Annotated in this window: 18 protein-coding genes and 11 tRNA genes; 5 read left to right on the top strand and 24 right to left on the bottom strand. The window is 67.6% G+C overall.

Going from position 1 to position 20,605, the window contains the following annotated elements; all coding sequences use genetic code 11:
• Window positions 1-52 precede the first annotated feature (52 nt).
• Together ABTV91_RS07140 and ABTV91_RS07135 are read right to left on the bottom strand one after the other, a co-directional pair.
• Window positions 53-820: an MBL fold metallo-hydrolase gene (locus ABTV91_RS07140; RefSeq protein WP_433853863.1), complete on the bottom strand. Its 768-nt coding sequence runs from the start codon at window positions 818-820 to the stop codon at window positions 53-55.
• Complete coding sequence (locus ABTV91_RS07135) at window positions 820-1,569, bottom strand: 3-deoxy-D-manno-octulosonic acid kinase (RefSeq protein ID WP_433853862.1); 750 nt, start codon at window positions 1,567-1,569, stop codon at window positions 820-822. The genes ABTV91_RS07140 and ABTV91_RS07135 overlap by 1 nt, the downstream gene beginning before the upstream one ends.
• A gap of 22 nt (window positions 1,570-1,591) precedes the next feature.
• On the opposite strand from ABTV91_RS07135, the gene ABTV91_RS07130 reads away from it, so the two are divergent.
• On the top strand, window positions 1,592-2,638 hold the full coding sequence (locus ABTV91_RS07130) for a glycosyltransferase family 9 protein (protein WP_433853861.1): 1,047 nt from the start codon (window positions 1,592-1,594) through the stop codon (window positions 2,636-2,638).
• 72 nt (window positions 2,639-2,710) lie between these two features.
• Here the strand turns inward: ABTV91_RS07130 and ABTV91_RS07125 are convergent, their stop codons facing one another.
• A complete protein-coding gene (locus tag ABTV91_RS07125) occupies window positions 2,711-3,109 on the bottom strand; it encodes a DUF6165 family protein (protein ID WP_433853860.1) in 399 nt (132 codons plus the stop codon).
• Between the two features lie 107 nt (window positions 3,110-3,216).
• Window positions 3,217-3,307: transfer RNA gene (locus tag ABTV91_RS07120), tRNA-Ser, on the bottom strand.
• Between the two features lie 236 nt (window positions 3,308-3,543).
• Here ABTV91_RS07120 and ABTV91_RS07115 point away from each other — a divergent pair.
• Window positions 3,544-4,248 (top strand): PP2C family protein-serine/threonine phosphatase, encoded by a 705-nt coding sequence (locus ABTV91_RS07115; protein WP_433853859.1) that lies wholly within the window; start codon window positions 3,544-3,546, stop codon window positions 4,246-4,248.
• A gap of 102 nt (window positions 4,249-4,350) precedes the next feature.
• Here the strand turns inward: ABTV91_RS07115 and dnaQ are convergent, their stop codons facing one another.
• From dnaQ to ABTV91_RS07100, 3 genes are read right to left on the bottom strand one after another with little or no spacing between them, the layout of a single operon-like run.
• Window positions 4,351-5,076 (bottom strand): DNA polymerase III subunit epsilon, encoded by a 726-nt coding sequence (gene dnaQ / locus ABTV91_RS07110; protein ID WP_433853858.1) that lies wholly within the window; start codon window positions 5,074-5,076, stop codon window positions 4,351-4,353.
• Between the two features lie 8 nt (window positions 5,077-5,084).
• Window positions 5,085-5,537: a ribonuclease HI gene (gene rnhA / locus ABTV91_RS07105; RefSeq protein WP_433853857.1), complete on the bottom strand. Its 453-nt coding sequence runs from the start codon at window positions 5,535-5,537 to the stop codon at window positions 5,085-5,087.
• A 21-nt stretch (window positions 5,538-5,558) separates the two neighbouring features.
• A complete protein-coding gene (locus ABTV91_RS07100; RefSeq protein WP_433853856.1) occupies window positions 5,559-6,143 on the bottom strand; it encodes a hypothetical protein in 585 nt (194 codons plus the stop codon).
• Between the two features lie 80 nt (window positions 6,144-6,223).
• Between ABTV91_RS07100 and gloB the strand changes: the two genes are divergently transcribed.
• Together gloB and ABTV91_RS07090 are read left to right on the top strand one after the other, a co-directional pair.
• A complete protein-coding gene (gene gloB / locus ABTV91_RS07095) occupies window positions 6,224-6,988 on the top strand; it encodes a hydroxyacylglutathione hydrolase (protein WP_433853855.1) in 765 nt (254 codons plus the stop codon).
• Window positions 6,985-8,202, top strand: coding sequence for a transglycosylase SLT domain-containing protein (locus ABTV91_RS07090; RefSeq protein ID WP_433853854.1), 1,218 nt, complete (start codon window positions 6,985-6,987; stop codon window positions 8,200-8,202). Before gloB ends, ABTV91_RS07090 begins: the two co-directional genes overlap by 4 nt.
• Window positions 8,203-8,325: 123 nt before the next feature.
• On the opposite strand, the gene ABTV91_RS07085 is transcribed toward ABTV91_RS07090, so the two are convergent.
• The 16 genes from ABTV91_RS07085 to ABTV91_RS07010 all read right to left on the bottom strand — a co-directional run bounded on the left by ABTV91_RS07085 (window position 8,326) and on the right by ABTV91_RS07010 (window position 18,501).
• Window positions 8,326-10,296, bottom strand: a complete 1,971-nt coding sequence (locus ABTV91_RS07085; protein WP_433853853.1) for a peptidyl-prolyl cis-trans isomerase — start codon at window positions 10,294-10,296, stop codon at window positions 8,326-8,328.
• A gap of 166 nt (window positions 10,297-10,462) precedes the next feature.
• Window positions 10,463-10,539 (bottom strand) — tRNA-Asp (locus tag ABTV91_RS07080).
• A gap of 68 nt (window positions 10,540-10,607) precedes the next feature.
• A tRNA-Asp gene (locus tag ABTV91_RS07075) sits at window positions 10,608-10,684 on the bottom strand.
• 82 nt (window positions 10,685-10,766) lie between these two features.
• Window positions 10,767-10,843: transfer RNA gene (locus ABTV91_RS07070), tRNA-Asp, on the bottom strand.
• Window positions 10,844-10,874: 31 nt separating this feature from the next.
• Window positions 10,875-10,949: transfer RNA gene (locus ABTV91_RS07065), tRNA-Val, on the bottom strand.
• 12 nt (window positions 10,950-10,961) lie between these two features.
• Window positions 10,962-11,234 (bottom strand): HU family DNA-binding protein, encoded by a 273-nt coding sequence (locus ABTV91_RS07060; RefSeq protein WP_054663508.1) that lies wholly within the window; start codon window positions 11,232-11,234, stop codon window positions 10,962-10,964.
• 208 nt (window positions 11,235-11,442) lie between these two features.
• On the bottom strand, window positions 11,443-13,899 hold the full coding sequence (lon, locus tag ABTV91_RS07055; RefSeq protein ID WP_433853852.1) for an endopeptidase La: 2,457 nt from the start codon (window positions 13,897-13,899) through the stop codon (window positions 11,443-11,445).
• A gap of 146 nt (window positions 13,900-14,045) precedes the next feature.
• Window positions 14,046-15,326 (bottom strand): ATP-dependent Clp protease ATP-binding subunit ClpX, encoded by a 1,281-nt coding sequence (clpX, locus tag ABTV91_RS07050; protein WP_433853851.1) that lies wholly within the window; start codon window positions 15,324-15,326, stop codon window positions 14,046-14,048.
• A gap of 127 nt (window positions 15,327-15,453) precedes the next feature.
• A complete protein-coding gene (clpP, locus tag ABTV91_RS07045) occupies window positions 15,454-16,080 on the bottom strand; it encodes an ATP-dependent Clp endopeptidase proteolytic subunit ClpP (RefSeq protein ID WP_433853850.1) in 627 nt (208 codons plus the stop codon).
• 66 nt (window positions 16,081-16,146) lie between these two features.
• Window positions 16,147-17,442, bottom strand: a complete 1,296-nt coding sequence (gene tig, locus ABTV91_RS07040; RefSeq protein ID WP_433853849.1) for a trigger factor — start codon at window positions 17,440-17,442, stop codon at window positions 16,147-16,149.
• A gap of 168 nt (window positions 17,443-17,610) precedes the next feature.
• Window positions 17,611-17,695 (bottom strand) — tRNA-Leu (locus ABTV91_RS07035).
• Between the two features lie 153 nt (window positions 17,696-17,848).
• Window positions 17,849-17,924 (bottom strand) — tRNA-Lys (locus tag ABTV91_RS07030).
• 112 nt (window positions 17,925-18,036) lie between these two features.
• A tRNA-Lys gene (locus tag ABTV91_RS07025) sits at window positions 18,037-18,112 on the bottom strand.
• A gap of 80 nt (window positions 18,113-18,192) precedes the next feature.
• Window positions 18,193-18,269, bottom strand: a tRNA-His gene (locus ABTV91_RS07020).
• Between the two features lie 34 nt (window positions 18,270-18,303).
• Window positions 18,304-18,380, bottom strand: a tRNA-Arg gene (locus ABTV91_RS07015).
• 44 nt (window positions 18,381-18,424) lie between these two features.
• Window positions 18,425-18,501 (bottom strand) — tRNA-Pro (locus tag ABTV91_RS07010).
• A 134-nt stretch (window positions 18,502-18,635) separates the two neighbouring features.
• Between ABTV91_RS07010 and ABTV91_RS07005 the strand changes: the two genes are divergently transcribed.
• The gene (locus tag ABTV91_RS07005) at window positions 18,636-19,397 is read left to right on the top strand and encodes a Bax inhibitor-1/YccA family protein (protein WP_433853848.1); all 762 of its coding nucleotides are present in this window, start codon (window positions 18,636-18,638) and stop codon (window positions 19,395-19,397) included.
• A gap of 146 nt (window positions 19,398-19,543) precedes the next feature.
• Here ABTV91_RS07005 and ABTV91_RS07000 read toward each other — a convergent pair whose 3' ends face one another.
• Window positions 19,544-20,548 (bottom strand): isocitrate dehydrogenase, encoded by a 1,005-nt coding sequence (locus tag ABTV91_RS07000; protein ID WP_433853847.1) that lies wholly within the window; start codon window positions 20,546-20,548, stop codon window positions 19,544-19,546.
• Window positions 20,549-20,605 lie beyond the last annotated feature (57 nt).

The raw sequence follows: 20,605 nt of genomic DNA, 5'->3' as shown, positions 1-20,605 counted from the left end.
GCGCAGATTGGCCGGGTTTCCGTGGGATGCCCGCGCCGGGCAAGCCCGGCGCCTACTGCGGAGTGAACGGCACCGCGCGCGGCGCGGTCGGCTCGGCCAGCACCACGCACTCGCCCGGTTCGGCCACGCGGTGGCCGCGCGCGCGCAGCGCCTGGCCGTCGGCCGCGCTGGCGTAGTGGTACAGCATCATCCGCGCCCGCAGTTGCGCCGGGTATTCGCGTTCCAGGTCGTCCACCCCGGTATGCGACGGATTGCCATGCAGGCCGCAATCGTGGGCGATCAGTTCATCGTCGTCGGCATAACGCGCCAGCATCTCCGGGATCGGGCGGGTATCGCCGCTCCAGACCAGCGCGCCCTGCAGGCGCAGGCCCCACGCCGTCTCCGGCCAGTGGTGGCGCACCGGGAAGACTTCCAGGCGCACGCCGTCGTGCCAGAACGCCTCGCCGACCACGACCAACTGGAACGCATCCCAGAAATTGGCGCCGCCCTCGGCCAGTACGTTCGGATAATCACCGACGCGCCGATGCAGCAGCGGCACCACCGGCGCGGGCACGTACAGCCGCACCCGCCCACGCCGCCGTGGGTTGAAATACGCGTCGACGAACAGGCGCTCGAAGCCGGCCACATGGTCCAGGTGCACGTGGGTGACGAACAACGCGTCCGGCATCGCGCCGTAGCGGGCCTGGTATGCGGTCAGCCCTTCGCCGCCGCAGTCGATGGTCAGCCACGGCTGGCCGTCGCGCTCGATCACCGCCATCGGCGAGCCGAGTTCGACCGCCGAAGCGTTGCCGACGCCGAGGAAGCGCAGGGACCAGTCCATCACACGCCCCGGTTCCAGGCCAGGTCGTAGGCACGGCGCAGGCGCGCGAAATCCTTCTCCACGTCCTCGCGTGTGCGCTCGCCGCGCAGCTTGAGCAGCGAACGCAGCAGGCGCTTGAGGTTGCGCTCGCGCCAGCGCGTGGCGGGAATGCGCAGCACGCCGCGGTCGAAATCGATCAGCCAGCCGTGGCCGCCGGCGTCGAACAGGATGTTGTGCGCGTTGAGGTCGGCGTGGTCCAGCCCGGCGCGGTGGAAGCGCGCGACCAGGCGGCCGGCCTCCTCCCACGGCGCGCCGCGCCCAGCCACCAGCGCACGGTCGGCCAGCGAACGCACGCCCTCCAGCCGCTCCATCAGGATCGCCGCGCGGTAGGTAGGGCCCTGGCGCATGTAGAACGCCGCCAGCGGCCGCGGCACCGGCAGCTTCAGCGCGATCAGTTTCCGCATCAGCCGGAACTCGGCGAAGCTGCGGGTGCGGTCGGCGCCCTGCCACAGGTAGCGGTCGCGGCTGATGCGCGCGGCGACGCCGCCGCGCAGGTAATGGCGCAGCACGCAATGCCCGAACGGCGCGTCCACGAACCAGGCCCCGCCGCGCCCGCCCTCGCCCACCGGACGCGCCCGGCCGCCCCAGTGCGAAGGCGAAAACAAGGCGCTTTCGGCTTGCCGCAGATGTTGGCGGTCGAACAGAATGGCGCCGTAGCCGCGGCCTTCGCGGCAAGGCGTCAGCGCTTCAGTGGCGTCGAAAGCGACCATTCACCGCGAGTCTAACAACACCATGCCTCCAGCGTCCTCCCCATTGTGCCTCCTGCGGCTGTCCGCGCTCGGGGACGTGACCCACGTGGTCCCGCTGGTGCGCACGCTGCAGCAGGCCAGGCCGGGCATCGAACTGCACTGGGTGATCGACAAGGCCGGCCATCGCCTGCTCGAAGGGCTGCCCGGCGTGGTGTTCCATGTCTACGACAAGAAATCCGGCCTTGCCGGCATGCGCGCGCTGCGCGGCGAACTGCCCGCGGCCGGTTTCGCCGCGCTGCTGCAGATGCAGGTCGCCTTCCGCGCCAACGTGCTGTCGGCCTTCATTCCCGCCCGGCGCCGCATCGGCTACGACCGTTCGCGCTCCAAGGACCTGCATGGCCTGTTCGTCAACGAACGCATTCCCGACCGCCCCGGCATCCATGTGCTCGATGCGATCGGCAGCTTCTGCGAACCGCTGGGAATGAAACAGACCACGGTGAGCTGGGACCTGGCCACGCCGGCCGAGGCGCACGACTGGGCGCGCGCGCAGTGGGACGATGATGGCCGGCCGGTGCTGATGATCTCGCCCTGCTCCAGTCACGAGCGCCGCAACTGGTATGCCGACCGCTACGCGGCGGTCGCCGACCACGCCGCCGCGCGCGGCTGGCGGGTGGTGCTGTGCGGCGGCCGCAGCGAGCTGGAACGCCGCACCGCCGACGCCATCCTGGCGGCGATGCGCGCGCCGGCGCTGGACCTGGTCGGCAGGGACACGCTCAAGCAGCTGCCGGCCCTGCTGGCCCGCGCCAACCTGCTGATGACGCCCGATTCGGGCCCGATGCACATCGCCAACGCGGTTGGCACCAAGGTGCTGGGCCTGCATGCGGCCAGCAACCCCGAGCGCAGCGGCCCGTATTCGGACCGCCGCTACTGCGTGGACCGCTACGACGACGCGGCGCGGCGCTTCCTGCACAAGCCCGCGACCGAACTGAAATGGGGCGCGAAGATCGAGTTCGACGGGGTGATGGAACTGGTCAGCGTGGACGACGCCATCGCCGCGTTCGAGCGCTACGTGGCCGACCACCTCGGCTGAAGTCTCCGGACAGCCCGCCCAAATAACCGCAGGGCGCTCACCTGGGGGGCTGCGCGCGAAGGCGCGCGGGCTTCAGCGCGCGCGGTAATCCGCGTAGGACTTCTCTTCCACGTAACCCGACCCCAGCGCCAGGTTGATCGCCTTCTTGATCCGCGCGCGCTCATCGTTCTGGAAGTACACGCTGCGCGCCAGTTCGACGAAGCCGGCGTCGAAGGCCTGGGCCTTGTCCTTGAGGCGGATGTCGTCCTCGATGTCCCACAGCTGCTCGTTAACCGCCTTGAGCTCCGCGCGCAGGCCGTCGATCTCCCGCGCCGCGGCCGGGTGCGCGCTCCAGGTGCGCTCCAGCGCGGCCAGCTCGTTGCGCACGTTCGCCAGCTTGGCCGCGTCGCTCATGCGTTCGGACTTGATCTGCAGGATCGAGATCTTGTCGAGCAGTTCGCCGAAGGAAACGGGCACCAGGATTTCGGACATGACGGACACCAGCAGAACGAGGGGCACAGTGTAGCGGCCGGCAGGAACCGCGCGCCCAGCCGCATCCCGGAAACGAAAACGGCCCCGTCGGGGGCCGTTTCCAGATCTGGCGGGAAGGGGGGGATTCGAACCCCCGATACGCTATTAACGTATGCCTGATTTCGAGTCAGGTACATTCAACCACTCTGCCACCTTCCCGGTGGTTCCCGGCGAACCGGGCTGCGAATGATACGAGGCCTTGGCAGCGCGGACAAGCTGTTTCTGCAACCCGCCGTTCCGCGCCGCCGCCGCGCCCGCCCCGCCGGCCCGGCGCTCCCCGCCCAGCCGACGCCTTTCTCCCGCCACAGGACCGCGCGGTGCGGCTCTTGCCGTGCACCTGCGCGGACGCGATCATGAAAAACCTTTCCGCTGGAAACGGCCCCCTGCGGGCGCCCATGATCGAATTCGGACACCTCAGCCATGTCGGCCTGCGCCGCCAGCTCAATGAGGACACCTATTACGGCGACGGCGAACTGGGGCTGTGGCTGATCGCCGACGGCATGGGCGGCCATGCCTGCGGCGAGGTCGCCAGTGCGCTGGCGCGCGAGACCATCGTCCGCGAGGTGCGTGCCGGCATGGCGCTGCCGCAGGCGATCCGCGTCGCCGACGAGGAGATCATCCGCGCCTCGCGCCGGCGCAACGACAGCCTGCCGATGGGAACCACGGTGGTGGCCGCGCGCATACAGGGCAACCGCTTCGAAGTGGCCTGGGTCGGCGACAGCCGCGCCTATCTCTGGCGCGATGGCAAGCTGGCCCAGCTCAGCCAGGACCACAGCTACGTGCAGGAACTCATCGCGCAGGGCTCGCTGACCGCCGAACAGGCCCGCGCCCACCCGCACCGCAACGTCGTCACCCAGGCGCTGGGCGTGACCGACCCGGCCCACCTCAACGTGGCCACCATGACCGGGGAACTGCGCCCGGGCATGCAGCTGCTGCTGTGCAGCGACGGACTGACCGAGGAAGTGGACGACCACAGTCTGGCGCAGACGCTGGCGCAGGCCGACTGCAGCGCGCAGGAATGCGTGGATACGCTGGTGGCCGCGGCGCTGGACGGCGGCGGCTCGGACAACATCACCGCCATCCTCGTCCGCTGCCACTGAGCCGCCCTGTCATGCCGGCGCCCGCTCCGTAGGTGCCGGGCTCGCCCGGCACGGGGCCGTCCCGGCGTGGCCTGCCACGAGCAGGCGGGGCAGGCCCCGCAGCTACGCGGTGACCGCTTCCTCCTGCTTCTCCCCGTCCCACCAGGCATGGCCGGCCTTCTTGCGCAGGCGCTCCAGGCGCGCCTCGTGCGCCTGCAGTTCGGAAGCCGTGGCCACCACGCGCGGGCGCGGCAGCAGGACCGCGGCATCGAAGGCCTGCACCAGGCCCGCGCCGCCAGCGGTCTCGGTTTCCGGCAGGCCGAAGCCGATTTCCTCCTGACCCGAAGTCAGCGCGATGTAGACGTCGGCCAGGATCTGCGCGTCGAGCAGGCCGCCGTGCAGGTGGCGATGCGAATTGTCCACGCCCAGCCGCCTGCACAGCGCGTCCAGCGAGTTGCGCTGGCCGGGAAAGCGCTCGCGCGCCATCGCCAGCGTATCGGTCACCGTCACCCGTCCGGCAAGCGGCTCCCTGCCCGACAGCGCCATCTCGTTCTCGAGGAAGCCCATGTCGAACGCGGCGTTGTGGATGATCAGCTCGGCGCCGTCCACGTAGGCCAGGAACTCGTCGACGATCTCCTCGAAGCGCGGCTTGTCGGCCAGGAACTCCAGGCTCAGCCCGGTGACTTCCTGCGCGCCCACCTCGAACTCGCAGTCGGGCTTGAGGTAGCGGTGGAAGTTGTTGCCGCTGGGCCGGCGCTCGAGCAGTTCGACGCAGCCGATTTCGACCACGCGGTTGCCCTTCTTCCATTCCAGGCCGGTGGTTTCAGTATCAAGGACGATCTGGCGCATGGCCTGCCTCAGTTGCTTGCGGCGCCGTCGCGCACGCGGATTGCTGCATCGCGGGCCAACTGGTCCACACGCTCGTTGTCCGGGTCGCCATTGTGGCCCTTCACCCAGCGCCACTCGATCTGGTGCCGGCCGGTGGCGGCATGCAGGCGCTCCCACAGGTCGCGGTTCTTCACCGGGTCGCCGCCCGCGGTCTTCCAGTTGCGCCGCACCCAGCCCGGCATCCATTCGGTGATGCCCTGGCGCACGTACTGGGAATCGGTCTGCAGCATGATGTTGCAGGACTCGTTGAGCGCCTCCAGCCCGGCGATGGCCGCCATCAGCTCCATCCGGTTGTTGGTGGTGTGGGCTTCGCCGCCGGACAGTTCGCGCTCGTGCGCCTTGTAGCGCAGCAGCGCCGCCCAGCCCCCCGGCCCGGGATTGCCGAGGCAGGCGCCGTCGGTGTGTATTTCAATTGATTTCATGTCGTTCCGTTGAATGAAGCGTCAGGTCGCCACCGGCCCGCGCCAGCCCACCGGGCGGGCGGCTTCGGGACCGATGAAGGCCTGGGTGCGCTTCTCGAATTCCAGCACGCGGACCGCCCGCAGCGCCGGCAGCGCCTTGCCGCCGGCCTGCCCGGATTCGCTCCACAGCGGCCCCAGGTGGCGCACCGAGCGCACCCGCAATCCTTCCCGCTGCAGGCGGAGCTGGCAATGCGTGGCCGATGGCGGCCGCGCGCCCTGCCATTGCCAGCGCGCGCGGTAGGGGCTGTAGCGGTTGAGCACGGTCATCCACAGCCGCCCGCCCGGCATCAGCACGCGCGCGCACTCGGACAACAGCATTTCCAGTTCCACCGTGGCCACATGCTGCAGGACGATGGCATTGACCGCCTCGGACGGCAGCGGCAGCGGTAGCGCACAGTTCACATCGCCGGCCCAGGCGCGCCCATCGGCTGCCCGGTGCAGCCGCACCCCGCGCCCGCCGGGCGTTTCGGCTGGCAGCCAGGTCGCGCAGGGCGCCAGCCACAGCCATGGCTGTGCGGGAAATCCCTGCACCTGCTCCAACAGGTGCCGCTGTTCGGCGGTCCGCATCGCCTCCGCTCCAGCCTTCTCAAACCAGGCCGAGACTGCAGCTTGACGGGGGAACGGGGCGGCAGGCATGGTCCAATTCTATGCGACTGACCGCCCTGCCTGCATTCCAGGACAACTACATCTGGGCGCTGCAGGCGCCCGACGGGCGCACGCTGTTCGTCGACCCGGGCCAGGCGCAGCCGGTGCTGGACGCCGCCGCGCAGGGCATGCAACCGGCGGCCGTCCTGCTCACCCACCACCACGACGACCATATCGGGGGCGTGGCCGCGCTGCGCGAACGCTGGCCGGAACTGCCGGTGTTAGCGCCACGGGATGAACGGATTCAGCTGCAATGTGAAAGGGTCGGCGAAGGCGACCGGGTACAATCGGCCGGCTTCGATTTGACGGTGCTCGCCGTTCCCGGCCACACCCGGAGCCATATCGCCTTCCATGGCCACGGTCATCTGTTCTGTGGCGACACGTTGTTCAGCCTGGGCTGTGGACGCATGTTCGAAGGTACGCCCGCCCAGATGCTGGCCTCGCTGAAGCGGCTGGCGGCACTGCCGGGGCAGACGCGGGTCTGCTGCGGGCACGAGTACACGCTGGGCAATGCCGTGTTCGCGCGGCATGTCGATCCCACCAACGCGGCATTGCATCGCCGCCAACAGGAAGCCATGGACATGCGCAGCCGCTCCCGCCCGACCGTTCCCTCGCTGCTGGCCAGCGAACTGGAATGCAACCCCTTCCTGCGCACGCATGCCGAACCCGTGCGCCAGGCCATCGCCGCGCGGCTGGGCCGCCCGGTGGTGGACGAAGCGGAAGTGTTCGCCGAATTACGGCGCTGGAAAGACGGTTTCCGCGCGTGAGGCGGCACGGCCTGTCCCTGGCGCTGGGGCTGCTGCTCGGCGCCGGTGCCGGCGTCACCGCCGGCGCGCAGTCGCTGCCGGCCAGCGCCGGCCTGACTCAGAACATCGCCTCGCTCGCAGCCCTGCCGACCGACCCGGCCACGCTGCCGGCGCCGCTCACCCGCAACGGCCACCAGATATTCGCCAGCTTCCGCGAGGGACTGGCAATGGCGCAATGCGACGCGGACGCGACCAGCCCGCGCTGGCGCAAGCAGTTCGCGCACGCACCGTCGCGGCTGGGCAACGTCGAGGATGACGCCCTGCCGCTGTTCGGCTACGTCGTGGACGAACTGCGCGCAGCCGGCCTGCCCACCGAGTTCGCGCTGATCCCTTTCGTGGAAAGCGGCTACCGGCCCGGCGCGCGCAACGCCAGCGGTCCGGCCGGGCTGTGGCAGTTCATCGCCACCACCGCGCGCAACCACCGGGTGCCGATGGAAAGCGGCTATGACGGCCGGCTGTCGGCGGTGGATTCCACCCGCGCCGCGGTGCGCTACCTGAAGACGCTGTACGGCATGTTCGGTGGCGACTGGCAGCTGGCGGTCATGGCCTACAACGCCGGCGAGTACCGCATCCTGCAGGCCCTGCGCCGCGGCGGCATGAACGCCCAGAACGCCCGTCCGGCCGACCTGCCGGGCCTGTCCCCGATCACCCACGCCTACGTCGAGAAGCTCCACGCCCTGGCCTGCGTGCTCGAACAGGCGGAAAAGGAACCCGACCTGATGGCGGCCCTCGACCGGCCGGTGCCGGTCCTGCGCGGGCACGCCCTGCCGGCCGGCACCACCCTGGCCGACTGGTCCACGCGCAACGCGCTGGATCCGGCGCGCGTCGCCCGCCTCAACCCGGCGGTCACCGGCAAGCGCGCCGGGACCCGTGTCCTGGCGCCGGCCCTGCCAGACATGGACGCGGGCATGGACAGCCTGGCCACGGCCACGGCCGCGCCGGCGACCGCCCCGCTCCCGGCGCCTGCGGCGGTCGATGTCGCCACGACGCTGGCCGCCACGGCCGCCAGTGCCGGCAGCAGCGGACGCCGCCACACCGTCCGCAGCGGCGAATCGGCGTGGACGATCGCGCGCCGCTACGGCATCCCGGTCAAAACCCTGCTTTCCCGCAACAACCTGGATGCCAAGGCGGTCCTCAAGCCAGGCATGGTGCTGCGCTTCGAGGAGAGCCGCTGACTACGGCACGGGGTCCGGCCCCAGAGTCAGAAAAGCGAAAGCCCGGCCTATGGCCGGGCTTTTTTCTTCATTGAAACCGGGAAATCCACCACAGGGCGGAACGTCCCGGCATCCCTGCGACGCTCAGAGCTGGGATTCCTGCACCTGCACCTTGAAGCGCTTGCGCAGGCCGTCGACGAAGGCCTTGGCCGCCGCCGCGCCGTCGATCTGGCTCAACTGCTGCTTCAGCATCGCCTGCTGCGGCTCCGGCACTTCCTTCAGGTCTCCCGGGGTGACCTTGGTCACCGCGAACACCGCGTAGCGGCCGTCGTCCAGCTTCACCTTGCCATAGCTCGGCTTGCCATCGCTGGGCGGAGTGGCGCTGAACACCGCGCGGTTGGCGGCCGCCGTCGGCATCGGCGCGGTACGCGGCAGGCCCGGCATCGGCAGCACCTGCAGCTTCTCGCCTTCGGCCAGCGCCTGCAGCGTCTGCCCGCCCTGCAGCTTGGCCAGCAGCGCGTCGGCGGCCTTCTTCGCCACTTCCTCGGCGCGGTTGGCCTGCACCGCGGCGACCACCTTCTCGCGCGCCTGCGCCAGCGGGATGACCTGCTCCGGCGTATGCGCGGTCACGCGGATCATCACGTTGTGGTTCGGCCCGAGCTCGATCGGGTCGCTGACGGTGCCGTCTTCCTTCAACGCGTCGGAGAACGCCGCACGCAGCACGGCCGGATTGGCGGCGATGCCGCTGGCGGTGGCGCGGGTGAACGGCCCCAGCGTCTGCACCGGCAGGCCCACTTCCTTGGCGGCCGATTCCAGCACGGTCGGGTTCTTGTAGACCAGGTCCACCAGGCGGCCGCCGAGGTCGTTGAAGGCGCGCTCGGTGTCGGCCTGCAGCTGTTCGGCCGCGAGCTGGTCGCGCACTTCCTCGAACGGACGGCCTTCGCCGCCCTTGACCTCGCGCAGCTTCAGCACGTGGTAACCGAACTCGGTCTTCACCGGCCCGGCGATCTCGCCCGGCTGCATGGCGAACAGCGCATCCTCGAACGGCTTCACCATCACGCCATGCTCGACCCAGCCCAGGTCGCCGCCTTCGACCTTGGAACCCGGGTCGTCGGAGTTGGCCTTGGCCAGCGCGGCGAAATCGGCGCCCGGCTGTTTGGCGTCCGCCGCCAGCTTGGCGGCCTTGGCCTCGGCAGCCTTCTGCGAGGCGGCATCGCTGCCGGCGCTGATCAGGATGTGCGAGGCCAGGCGCTGCTCCGGCGTGACGAAACGGGCCTTCTCCTCTTCGTAGCGTCGACGCAGCGCAGCGTCGTCCGCGGGCGCCGCCGCCGGCATGCGGGCCGCATCCAGCTCGACGTACTCGATGGACACGCTTTCCGGCTGCATGAAATCGCGCGAATGGGCGTCGTACCACTGCTTGACCTGCGCGTCGTCCACGGCCGAGGTGTCGGCTTCCGGCGCCGGCAGCATCGCGAATTCCACGTCGCGCGTCTCGCCCAGCAGCTTCAGCAGGCGCTCGCTCTCGCCCTTGGTGGCGAAGCCCGACTGCGCCAGCGCGGTCGGGATGATCGACTGCTGCAGGCTGGTGCGCACCACCTGGTCGAACATCGCCGGCGTGCGCGGCGGCTGGCTCTGCGCCAGCACCAAGCGGTACTGCTCCGGATCGAACTTGCCGTCGCGCTGGAAGGCCGGGATCGCGGCGATGTAGTTGCGCACGGCTTCGTCGCCGATCACGATGCGCGCGTCTTCGGCGGCCAGCCGCACCACCTGCTCGTCGATCAGCTGGTCGAGCACGGCCAGCTTGTTCTCGGTGGTCTCGAACTCGCGCGGGTCGAAGTTGTCGCCCTGCTGTTCGCGGGCGTCCATGCGCACCTGCTCGAAGCGCGTGCGGAAATCCTCGACGCTGATCTCGTGGTGGTTCCACAGGAACGACATCGGCCACCACGACGGCGCCGAACGCCACCATGACGGCGGTGCCGATACCTTGGCGACGTTCTGCGCGCCGACACCGCCGAGATAGCTGTTGTCGATCACGAACAGGAACGGAATCATCAGCAGCCCCAGGATCACGGTCACGATCCAGCCCGAGGTCTTGTCGCGGAGTTTCTGCAGCATGGGAAAAATCAAGGCCTGATTGGCGAGCCGGGCAGTGTAACCCGCTTCCCGCCCGACTCCCAACCGAGCCGCCCGCGCCCGGGACGGCGGAGCCGCACGGGCCGGCGCCATCCCCGGCGTCGTGGATAAAAAAAGCCCCGGGCTTTCGCCCGGGGCTTGGAATCAATGGCGGAGCGGACGGGACTCGAACCCGCGACCTCCGGCGTGACAGGCCAGCATTCTAACCAGCTGAACTACCGCTCCGCGTATTGAAACTGTTGCCGGCCGCCAATCGCGGCCGGGGTGCCACTGCAGGCAGTGGCGGGTGGAACTGGCGGAGCGGACGGGACTCGAACCCGCGACCTCCGGCGTGACAGGCCAGCATTCTAACCAGCTGAACTACCGCTCCGCGCTTGATTGTGCGCTTTCGTCCCACTCGGGAGAGTGGAGAGAAAGCAAGGCCCCCGATCGCTCAGGGGCCTTCTTGAAACTGGCGGAGCGGACGGGACTCGAACCCGCGACCTCCGGCGTGACAGGCCAGCATTCTAACCAGCTGAACTACCGCTCCACTTTCAATACTGCTCGACGGTGCTTTTACGTGGTGGGTGCTGAGGGTTTCGAACCCCCGACCCTCTCCTTGTAAGGGAGACGCTCTACCACTGAGCTAAGCACCCCCGGTGAGCCGCTTAGTTTACAGCGTCCTTGAGGGCTTTACCAGCCTTGAACGCAGGATTTTTCGAAGCGGCGATCTTGATGGTGTCGCCGGTCTTCGGGTTGCGGCCGGTGCGCTCGGCACGCTCGCGGACCTGGAAGGTGCCAAAGCCGACCAGCGTCACGGCGTCGCCCTTCTTCAGCGCCTTGGTGATCTCGGCGACGACAGCATCGACCGCACGGCCGGCTTCGGCCTTGGAGAGGTCAGCAGCAGCAGCAACGCCATCGATCAGTTCGGTCTTGTTCATTATGTAAAACTCCCTATGCGGCAACCCGCGGAATAGATTGGGTTGGTCGTCGCCCATCACAGCAGCGGCGGCAACCGTAAGATCCTGCAAACACGCCGCCCGCTCGTCGAGCGGGCGCGTGAGTCGCACTTTTATACCAGCGCCCCCCTACCCACGCAAGCCGAAAAGCCAATAACGGCGCGGGTTTCAAGGGGTTTTGCGTTCATCATCAATGCTTGACGCGCGCCGCCGGAACTGCCTTCGTGCGGCCCCGCACCGCCACGCGCTGGCCCTTCTTGCGTGCCTTCTTCGGCGCCAGCGGCGCCTCCAGCGCGATGTCCAGCACCTCGTCGATCCACTTCACCGGGATGATGTCCAGGTCGCGCGTGACGTTGGCCGGGATGTCGGCCAGGTCCTTGCGGTTCTCCTCAGGGATGATGACGGTGCGGATGCCGCCGCGCAGCGCGGCGAGCAGCTTCTCCTTCAGCCCGCCGATCGCGGTGACGCGGCCGCGCAGGGTGATCTCGCCGGTCATCGCCACGTCCGCCTTCACCGGCACCCGGCTCAGCGTGGACACCAGCGAGGTGACCATGGCGATGCCGGCGCTGGGGCCATCCTTCGGCGTGGCGCCATCGGGCACGTGCAGGTGCACGTCGTGCTTCTGCAGGAAGTCCACGTCGATGCCCAGCGCCTGCGCGCGGGCGCGCACCACCGACAGCGCCGCCGTCGCCGACTCCTTCATCACGTTGCCGAGCTGGCCGGTCAGCGTCACCGCGCCCTTGCCCGGGATCAGCGTCGATTCGATCTGCAGCAGGTCGCCGCCGACCTCGGTCCAGGCCAGGCCGGTGACCAGGCCGACCTCGTTTTCCTCCTCGGCACGGCCGAAGTCGAAGCGACGCACGCCGAGGTACTTGTCCAGGTTGGCGGCATCGACCACCACCAGCGCCTTGGGCTTCCTGGCGCCCTTCTTGGCGGCCTTCTTCGCCGGCTGCGGGCCGGCGAGCGCGATCTCCTTGACCACCTTGCGGCAGATCTTGGCGATCTCGCGCTCGAGGTTGCGCACGCCGGATTCGCGCGTGTAGTACCGCACGATGTCGCGGATCGCGTCTTCCTCGATGGCCACCTCCGCCGGCGCCAGGCCGTTGGCCCTGAGCTGCTTGGGCAGCAGGTAGCGCGTGGCGATGTTGAGCTTCTCGTCCTCGGTGTAGCCGGGGATGCGGATCACTTCCATGCGGTCCAGCAGCGGGCCGGGGATGTTGAGCGAGTTCGAGGTCGCCACGAACATCACTTCGCTCAGGTCCAGGTCCACTTCCAGGTAGTGGTCGTTGAAGGCGTTGTTCTGCTCGGGATCGAGCACTTCCAGCAGCGCCGAGGACGGATCGCCGCGGAAGTCCATCGACATCTTGTCGATCTCGTCGAGCACGAACAGCGGGTTCCTGCTGCCGACCTTGTTGAGGTTCTGCACGATGCGGCCCGGCATCGAGCCGACGTAGGTGCGGCGATGGCCGCGGATCTCGGCCTCGTCGCGCACGCCGCCCAGGCTCATGCGCACGAACTTGCGGTTGGTGGCTTTGGCGATGGACTGGCCCAGCGAGGTCTTGCCCACGCCCGGGGGCCCGACCAGGCACAGGATCGGCCCCTTCATCTGCTTCACCCGCGACTGCACGGCGAGGTATTCGAGGATGCGGTCCTTGACCTTGTCCAGGCCGTAATGGTCGGCATCGAGCGTGTCCTGGGCGACCTTGAGGTCCTTGCGCACCTTGGTGCGCTTCTTCCACGGCACGCCGAGCAGCCACTCCAGGTAGTTGCGCACGACCGCGGCCTCGGCCGACATCGGCGACATCTGCTTGAGCTTGTTGAGTTCGTTCTTCGCCTTGGCCTCGACCGCCTTGGGCATGCCGGCCTCGGCGATCTTGCGCGCAAGCTCGTCCAGTTCGCCCGGCGCGTCGTCGAGGTCGCCCAGTTCCTTCTGGATCGCCTTCATCTGCTCGTTGAGGTAGTACTCGCGCTGGCTCTTCTCCATCTGCGACTTGACCCGGCCGCGGATGCGCTTTTCCAGCTGCTGCACGTCGATCTCACCATCGACCAGGCCGACCAGCATCTCCAGCCGGTCGCCGACCTGCAGCGTTTCCAGCAGCTTCTGCTTGTCGGCCAGGCGCACGCCGATGTGGGCGGCGATGGTGTCGGCCAGCCGCGACGGCTCCTCGATGCCATTGAGGGTCTGCAGCAGTTCCGGCGGCAGCTTGCGGTTGGTCTTGACGTACTGCTCGAACAGCGACATCAGCGAGCGCGCGATCGCCTCGATCTCACGCGGCTCGCGCGCCTCGTCCGACTTGAGCTCGGTGCCGGCGCCCTGCAGCGCGCCATCGTGTTCGCGGATGCCGTCAACGGCCACGCGCGCCAGCCCTTCGACCAGCACCTTGATGGTGCCGTCGGGCAGCTTCAGCAGCTGCAGCACCTGCGCCAGGGTGCCGACGGTGTACAGGTCGGCGGCGGCGGGATCGTCGGTCTCGGCGGACTTCTGCGCGACCAGCAGGATGCGCTTGTCCGCCTCCATCGCCCGCTCCAGCGCCTGCATGGACTTGTCGCGCCCGACGAACAGCGGGATGACCATGTGCGGGAACACCACCACGTCGCGCAGCGGCAGGACCGGCAGGTCGAGGACTTGGGTTTGGGTCTGGGCCATGGGGGCTCCACTTGGATTCGGGGGTGGCCATGAAAAAAGCCGATGGCCCCGTTATGGGGCCATCGGCAGGGTGATGCAAGTGGCGTCGGGGGAAGGTCCTGAACCCGGCTTCAGCCGCCATGGATGGACCGTTCCGCGCGGCCTGTTCAGTCGCCTGAAGCGGCCTTGGCCGGCGGCGTCTGGTAGATCACGTAGGGCTCGGACTTGTGCTCGATGACGGATTCATCGACCACCACCTTGCTCACGTTCTCCTGCGACGGCAGGTCGTACATGGTGTCCAGCAGCACCGACTCGACGATGGTGCGCAGGCCGCGGGCGCCGGTCTTGCGCTTGAGCGCCTTCTTGGCGATGGCCGACAGCGCGTCCGGACGGAACTCCAGTTCGACGTTCTCCATCTCGAACAGCTTCTTGAACTGCTTGGTGATGGCGTTCTTGGGCTCGGTCAGGATCTTGACCAACGCCGCCTCGTCCAGCTCCTCCAGGGTCGCCACCACCGGCAGGCGGCCGACGAACTCGGGGATCAGACCGAACTTGATCAGGTCCTCGGGCTCGACCTCGGCCAGCACCTTGCCCACTTCCTGCTTGCGCTCGCTGCTCTTGACCTTGGCGCCGAAACCGATGCCGCCGGCGTCGCTGGAGCGCGCCTGGATCACCTTGTCCAGCCCGGCGAACGCGCCGCCGCAGATGAACAGGATGTTCTTGGTGTCCACCTGCAGGAATTCCTGCTGCGGGTGCTTGCGCCCGCCCTGCGGCGGCACGCTGGCCACGGTGCCTTCGATCAGCTTCAGCAGGGCCTGCTGCACGCCTTCGCCGGACACGTCGCGGGTGATCGACGGGTTCTCGCTCTTGCGCGAGATCTTGTCGATCTCGTCGATGTAGACGATGCCCTGCTGCGCCTTCTCGACGTCGTAGTCGCACTTCTGCAGCAGCTTCTGGATGATGTTCTCCACGTCCTCGCCCACGTAGCCGGCTTCGGTCAGCGTGGTGGCGTCGGCCATGGTGAACGGCACGTTGAGCAGGCGCGCCAGCGTTTCGGCCAGCAGCGTCTTGCCCGAACCGGTCGGGCCGACCAGCAGGATGTTGGACTTGGACAGCTCGACATCGTCGCTCTTCTGACGGCTCTCGATGCGCTTGTAGTGGTTGTACACGGCCACCGCCAGCGTGCGCTTGGCGCGGTTCTGGCCGATCACGTACTGATCCAGGACCTCGAGGATCTCGCGCGGCTTGGGCAGCGAGCTGCGCGCCGACTGCGCCTTCTCCTCGAGTTCCTCGCGGATGATGTCGTTGCACAGCTCCACGCATTCATCGCAGATGAACACGCTCGGACCCGCGATCAGCTTGCGTACTTCATGCTGACTCTTGCCGCAGAACGAGCAGTAAAGGATCTTGCCGCTGTCTCCGGAACGACCTTGCCGGTCTTCGCTCATGCTTCGCTTACCCAGTTGCTCCCCCCGTGAACAGGGGGTTCGATTTCGAGAATAGCACAGGGCCGGATGGACGCCAGTCCAGTTCCGACCCTGCAGAAAACGCCGTGTTTTCGGCTACTTGCGCCGGTCACGCCGGCTGGATCGACTCTTCCGAACGGCGATCCACGACCTGGTCGACCAGACCGTATTCCTTCGCCGCTTCCGCGCTGAGGAACCGGTCGCGCTCCATGTCCAGTTCGATCCGCTCCAGCGGCTGCCCGGTGTGCTGGGCATACAGCCCATTCAGGCGCTGGCGCAGGTACAGGATTTCCTTGGCATGGATTTCGATGTCGGTCGCCTGCCCCTGCGCGCCGCCGGACGGCTGGTGGATCATCACCCGCGAGTTCGGCAGCGCGAAACGCTTGCCCTTGGCGCCGGCCATCAGCAGGAACGAGCCCATGCTGCATGCCTGGCCGGTGCACATGGTGCTGACGTCGGGCTTGATGAACTGCATCGTGTCGTAAATCGCCAGGCCCGCCGTCACCACGCCGCCGGGCGAGTTGATGTACAGGTGGATGTCCTTTTCGGGATTCTCCGCCTCCAGGAACAGCATCTGCGCGACCACCAGATTGGCCACGTGGTCGTCGATCGGGCCGACCAGGAAGATGATCCGCTCCTTGAGCAGGCGCGAATAGATGTCATAGGCACGCTCGCCGCGGCTGGTCTGTTCGACCACCATCGGAACCATGTTCAAGGCTGTGGTTCGGTTGTCCATGTGAGGTACCTGTGTTTGGCGGAAAACATCCCCGCGCCGGAGCGCGGGGCGGGTGGAGCGTCCGCCTTACGGGCGGATCGCTTCCTGGAACGACAGCGTCTGCTCGGTGTGCTGGGCACGCTCGGCGATCCAGTCGATGACCTGCTCTTCCATCACGCGGTTCTGCAGGCCACCCATCAGCTGGGGGTCGTTGCGGTACATCTCAATGACCTGTTCCGGCTCTTCGTAGGTCGAGGCGATCAGGCGCATGGTTTCGTTCAGGCGCTTCGGGTCCAGGCGCAGGTCGTTCCGGCGCGCGACCTCGCCGACCAGCAGGCCGACCAGCACGCGCTTGGAAGCGGCGTCCTTGAACCCTTCGTGCGCATCGGCCGGCACCTGGCCCGGGTTGCCGCCCTGGCGGCGGATCGCGTCCACCTGCTGGGCAAGCATGGCGCGCGCTTCGTTCTCGACCAGGCGCGGCGGCAGTTCGACCGACGCATAGGCGGCGATCAGCTGCTCGCCCACTTCGCGGCGCAGGCGGTTCATCAGCGCGCCCTTGAGCTCGCGCTCCAGGTTGGAGCGGATGTCGGCGCGGAACTGCTCCAGCTCGCCGTTCTTCACGCCGAAGCTCTTGATGAAGGCGGCATCGACGTCCGGCACCACCGGCTCGGACACCTCGGTGGCCTTGACCGTGACCTTGACGTTCCTGCCGGCCAGCGCCGGCACGCGCCAGTCGGCCGGGAACTCGACGTCCAGCGTCTTTTCCTCGCCCTTGGCCAGGCCGACCAGACCCTTCTCGATCTGCTCGAACATCATGCCCTGGCCGACGATGATCGTGCCCTGCTCGGCGCCTTCGGCCGGCAGGCGCTCGTCGCCGGCCTGCGACCAGGTTTCCAGCGCGACCAGGTCGCCTTCCTGCGCGCCGCGCGCGACCGCCTTCCAGCTGCGGCGCTGCTGACGCAGGTTCTCGATCATCTGGTCGATGTCGGCGTCGGTGACCTCGGCGGTGTGGCGCACCACGGTCAGCTTGGTCACGTCGACGTCGCCGAAGTCCGGCACCAGCTCGACGGTGGCGACGAAATCGAACTCGCCTTCGCCGGCCTTGTCGATGCGCGGATTGCCGGCGATGCGCAGCTCATGCTGGCGCAGCGCGGCATCGAAGGTTTCGCGCAGCAGGCCGTCCATCGCCTCGGCGCGCACCTGCTGGCCGAAACGCTGCTCGACCACCTTGGCCGGCACCTTGCCCGGACGGAAGCCCTTGATGCGCACGGTGCGGGCGATCTCGCCAAGCCGGCCACTGATGTGGCTCTGCAGGCGCTCCTCCGGCAGGGAGAAGGTCAGGCGGCGTTCCAGGTTGCCGGTGGATTCGATCGAAGCTTGCATGTGGACTCCTGCCACCGGTGGCGCCCAGGCCCCGGCACGATGTGGAAGATGAACGGTTTCCGGCGGAGACTTGATTCCGCCGCAGCCCTGTAGTTTCGCCGATTCCGGCGGGCGCTTCCAGCCTGCCGCCGGACAGGCGCCCGAAAGACCATCCGGCCGACCCACGGATGGTGCGAAAGGGGGGACTCGAACCCCCACGCCTTGCGGCACTGGAACCTAAATCCAGGGCGTCTACCAATTCCGCCACTTTCGCGTCCGGCCGGCATTATCGCAGGCCGCGCAGGCAAAAAACCGCCCGGATCGCCCGTCCGGCGCCCTCGAAGCGGCCGCACGCGACGCCGCGCGGGGACCCGCCAGCGACGGGCGGACAAAGAAAAGGGCACCCGCCGCAGCGGATGCCCTTGTCTGGTGGGCTGTCAAGGATTCGAACCTTGGACCTATTGATTAAGAGTCAACTGCTCTACCAACTGAGCTAACAGCCCTTGAAACAACGGTGCGCGCTACCGCCTGCGACACCTGGCTCCTGCCTCGAAACGCAGGATCCTCTCCTGGAGAGGAAAACAGCCACCCGGCGTACCAGGTGGCTGTCTCGATTGGTGGGCCGTCAAGGATTCGAACCTTGGACCAATTGATTAAGAGTCAACTGCTCTACCAACTGAGCTAACGGCCCTGAAAATCAGGGGGCGAATGTTACCCGCACCCTTCAGTTCTTTCAACCCCGGAATGTACATTCCGGCGTCTTTTGTTCAGTGGGGTGGCTGAGGGGATTCGAACCCCCGACCACTGGAATCACAATCCAGTACTCTAACCAACTGAGCTACAGCCACCACTGAAAACCTACAACCCACCGCTTGCGCCGATTGGCGCGCCCGACAGGAATCGAACCTGTAACCGCCGGCTTAGAAGGCCGGTGCTCTATCCAGTTGAGCTACGGGCGCTCTGACCGGATCGTCGCACTCCAACACGCGCTGGTCGCATCGGATGGTCGGGGTAGAGGGATTCGAACCCCCGACATCCTGCTCCCAAAGCAGGCGCGCTACCAGACTGCGCTATACCCCGGCGGTGAATCTCCCGAGGTTCCCCCCGAAAGGTCGGCTATTGTCGGAACTGCGGGGCAGTCTGTCAACGGCAGATTTCATCGCGGCGGGGGTTGGTTATGCTGCGGGCATCCCCGCACTTCCCAGGAGCTCCTCATGCGCAGCGGCAACCCAGCACTTTCCGACTCCACCTTCCTCGATCCCGGCAGCGGCACGGTGGTCGCGCGCGGCGGCGACGCAATGACCCTCAACGGCACCGTCAACAAAACCGGGCTGCTGCTGTTGCTGGCGGTACTGACCGCCGCCTTCGCCTGGAACCACACGCTGACCGACACCGGCGAACTCGCCAGCGGCGCGCGCCTGTACCTGTGGGGCGGGCTGATCGGCGGCTTCGTGCTGGCGATGGTCACGGTCTTCAAGAAGAACTGGGCGCCGGTCAGCGCACCGCTCTACGCACTGGCCGAAGGCCTGTTCCTGGGCACGATCTCGGCGATCTACGAGGCGCGTTTCGAGGGCATCGTGTTCCAGGCGGTGCTGCTGACCTTCGGCACCCTGTTCGCCCTGCTGTTCGCCTACCGCAGTGGGCTGATCCGGGCGACCGAGAACTTCAAGCTCGGCGTGGTCGCGGCCACCGGCGGCATCGCGCTGGTCTATCTGGCGACCATCGTGCTGGGCTTTTTCAACATCAGCATCCCCTTCATCCACGAGTCCGGGCTGATCGGCATCGGCTTCAGCCTGTTCGTGGTGGTGATCGCCGCGCTGAACCTGGTGCTGGATTTCGACTTCATCGAGAGCGGCGTGGACGCCGGCGCGCCGAAGTACATGGAGTGGTACGGCGCGTTCGGGCTGATGGTCACGCTGGTGTGGCTGTACATCGAGTTCCTGCGCCTGCTGTCCAAGCTGCAGTCGCGCAACTGATTGCACACCGGTTTTTGCAGGAGCGACTTCAGTCGCGAAGGGCTTTACCGGTGAAGCCCCTCGCGACTGAAGTCGCTCCTACGAAGCCGGGTACGAACGAAGAAGGGCGCCATCGGCGCCCTTCTTTTCACCCTCCGCTGCGCGCCTTACAGGCGGCTGGCGATGGCCCTGGCGAAGTCCATGGTGCCGCCGGTGCCACCCAGGTCGCCGGTCAGCGAATCCTTGGCTTCCATGGTGGCGACGATGGCCTTGCGCAGGCGCTCGGCGTTTTCCGGCTGGCCGACATGGTCCAGCATCTGCGCGGCGCCCAGCAGCAGCGCGCACGGGTTGGCGATGCCCTTGCCGGCGATGTCCGGCGCGGTGCCGTGCACGGCTTCGAAAATGGCCGCGCCCTCGCCGATGTTGGCGCCCGGGGCCAGGCCCAGGCCGCCGACCAGGCCGGCGCACAGGTCGGAGATGATGTCGCCGAACAGGTTGGTGGTGACGATCACGTCGAACTGCTCCGGACGCATCACCAGCTGCATGCAGGCGTTGTCCACGATCATTTCCTGGAACTCGATTTCCGGATAGTTCGCGGCCACTTCGCGGGCGACGTTCAGGAACAGGCCCGAGGTCGACTTGATGATGTTGGCCTTGTGCACGGCGGTGACCTTCTTGCGGCCGGTGCTGCGGGCCAGCTCGAAGGCGTAGCGCACGATGCGCTCGGAACCCTTGCGGGTGATGCGGGTGCCGGAGAACGCGGTCTCGCCGTCGGCCGAGACTTCCTGGCCTTCGGACAGGTAGGCGCCCTCGGTGTTCTCGCGCACGGTGATCAGGTCGACGTTCTCGTAGCGCGACTTGGTGTTCGGGAACGAGATGGCCGGGCGCACGTTGGCGTACAGGTCGAACTGGCGGCGCAGGGCCACGTTGATCGAGCTGAAGCCGCCGCCGACCGGCGTGGTCAGCGGGCTCTTCAGCGCGACCTTGTTCTTCTTGATCGATTCCAGCGTACTGGCCGGGATCAGCTCACCGTGCTTTTCCAGCGCGGCCAGGCCGGCGTCGGCGAATTCGTAGGACAGCCCGGCACCGAGCTTGTCCAGCACGAACAGGGTGGCGTCCATGATTTCCGGGCCGATGCCATCGCCGCGGATGACGGTGATTGTCTGCGTCATGATTTGGGTTCCGAACAGTGAGGGGGAGCGCGCCGGCCGGCTGCCCGGAATCAGGCG

The organism is Stenotrophomonas nitritireducens (assembly GCF_050984405.1).
Classification (GTDB): Bacteria; Pseudomonadota; Gammaproteobacteria; order Xanthomonadales; family Xanthomonadaceae; genus Stenotrophomonas; species Stenotrophomonas nitritireducens_B.
This window is presented reverse-complemented; position numbering and strand designations above follow the sequence as displayed.

Coding starts and splice junctions, on each gene's coding strand:
- ABTV91_RS07115 (WP_433853859.1), top strand. CDS start 3,544: ATGATCGAATTCGGACACCTCAGCCATGTCGGCCTGCGCCGCCAGCTC.
- ABTV91_RS07125 (WP_433853860.1), bottom strand. CDS start 3,109: ATGTCCGAAATCCTGGTGCCCGTTTCCTTCGGCGAACTGCTCGACAAG.
- ABTV91_RS07135 (WP_433853862.1), bottom strand. CDS start 1,569: ATGGTCGCTTTCGACGCCACTGAAGCGCTGACGCCTTGCCGCGAAGGC.
- ABTV91_RS07005 (WP_433853848.1), top strand. CDS start 18,636: ATGCGCAGCGGCAACCCAGCACTTTCCGACTCCACCTTCCTCGATCCC.
- tig (WP_433853849.1), bottom strand. CDS start 17,442: ATGCAAGCTTCGATCGAATCCACCGGCAACCTGGAACGCCGCCTGACC.
- ABTV91_RS07140 (WP_433853863.1), bottom strand. CDS start 820: ATGGACTGGTCCCTGCGCTTCCTCGGCGTCGGCAACGCTTCGGCGGTC.
- ABTV91_RS07100 (WP_433853856.1), bottom strand. CDS start 6,143: ATGCGGACCGCCGAACAGCGGCACCTGTTGGAGCAGGTGCAGGGATTT.
- gloB (WP_433853855.1), top strand. CDS start 6,224: ATGCGACTGACCGCCCTGCCTGCATTCCAGGACAACTACATCTGGGCG.
- ABTV91_RS07085 (WP_433853853.1), bottom strand. CDS start 10,296: ATGCTGCAGAAACTCCGCGACAAGACCTCGGGCTGGATCGTGACCGTG.
- lon (WP_433853852.1), bottom strand. CDS start 13,899: ATGGCCCAGACCCAAACCCAAGTCCTCGACCTGCCGGTCCTGCCGCTG.
- clpX (WP_433853851.1), bottom strand. CDS start 15,326: ATGAGCGAAGACCGGCAAGGTCGTTCCGGAGACAGCGGCAAGATCCTT.
- clpP (WP_433853850.1), bottom strand. CDS start 16,080: ATGGACAACCGAACCACAGCCTTGAACATGGTTCCGATGGTGGTCGAA.
- rnhA (WP_433853857.1), bottom strand. CDS start 5,537: ATGAAATCAATTGAAATACACACCGACGGCGCCTGCCTCGGCAATCCC.
- ABTV91_RS07130 (WP_433853861.1), top strand. CDS start 1,592: ATGCCTCCAGCGTCCTCCCCATTGTGCCTCCTGCGGCTGTCCGCGCTC.
- ABTV91_RS07060 (WP_054663508.1), bottom strand. CDS start 11,234: ATGAACAAGACCGAACTGATCGATGGCGTTGCTGCTGCTGCTGACCTC.
- dnaQ (WP_433853858.1), bottom strand. CDS start 5,076: ATGCGCCAGATCGTCCTTGATACTGAAACCACCGGCCTGGAATGGAAG.
- ABTV91_RS07000 (WP_433853847.1), bottom strand. CDS start 20,548: ATGACGCAGACAATCACCGTCATCCGCGGCGATGGCATCGGCCCGGAA.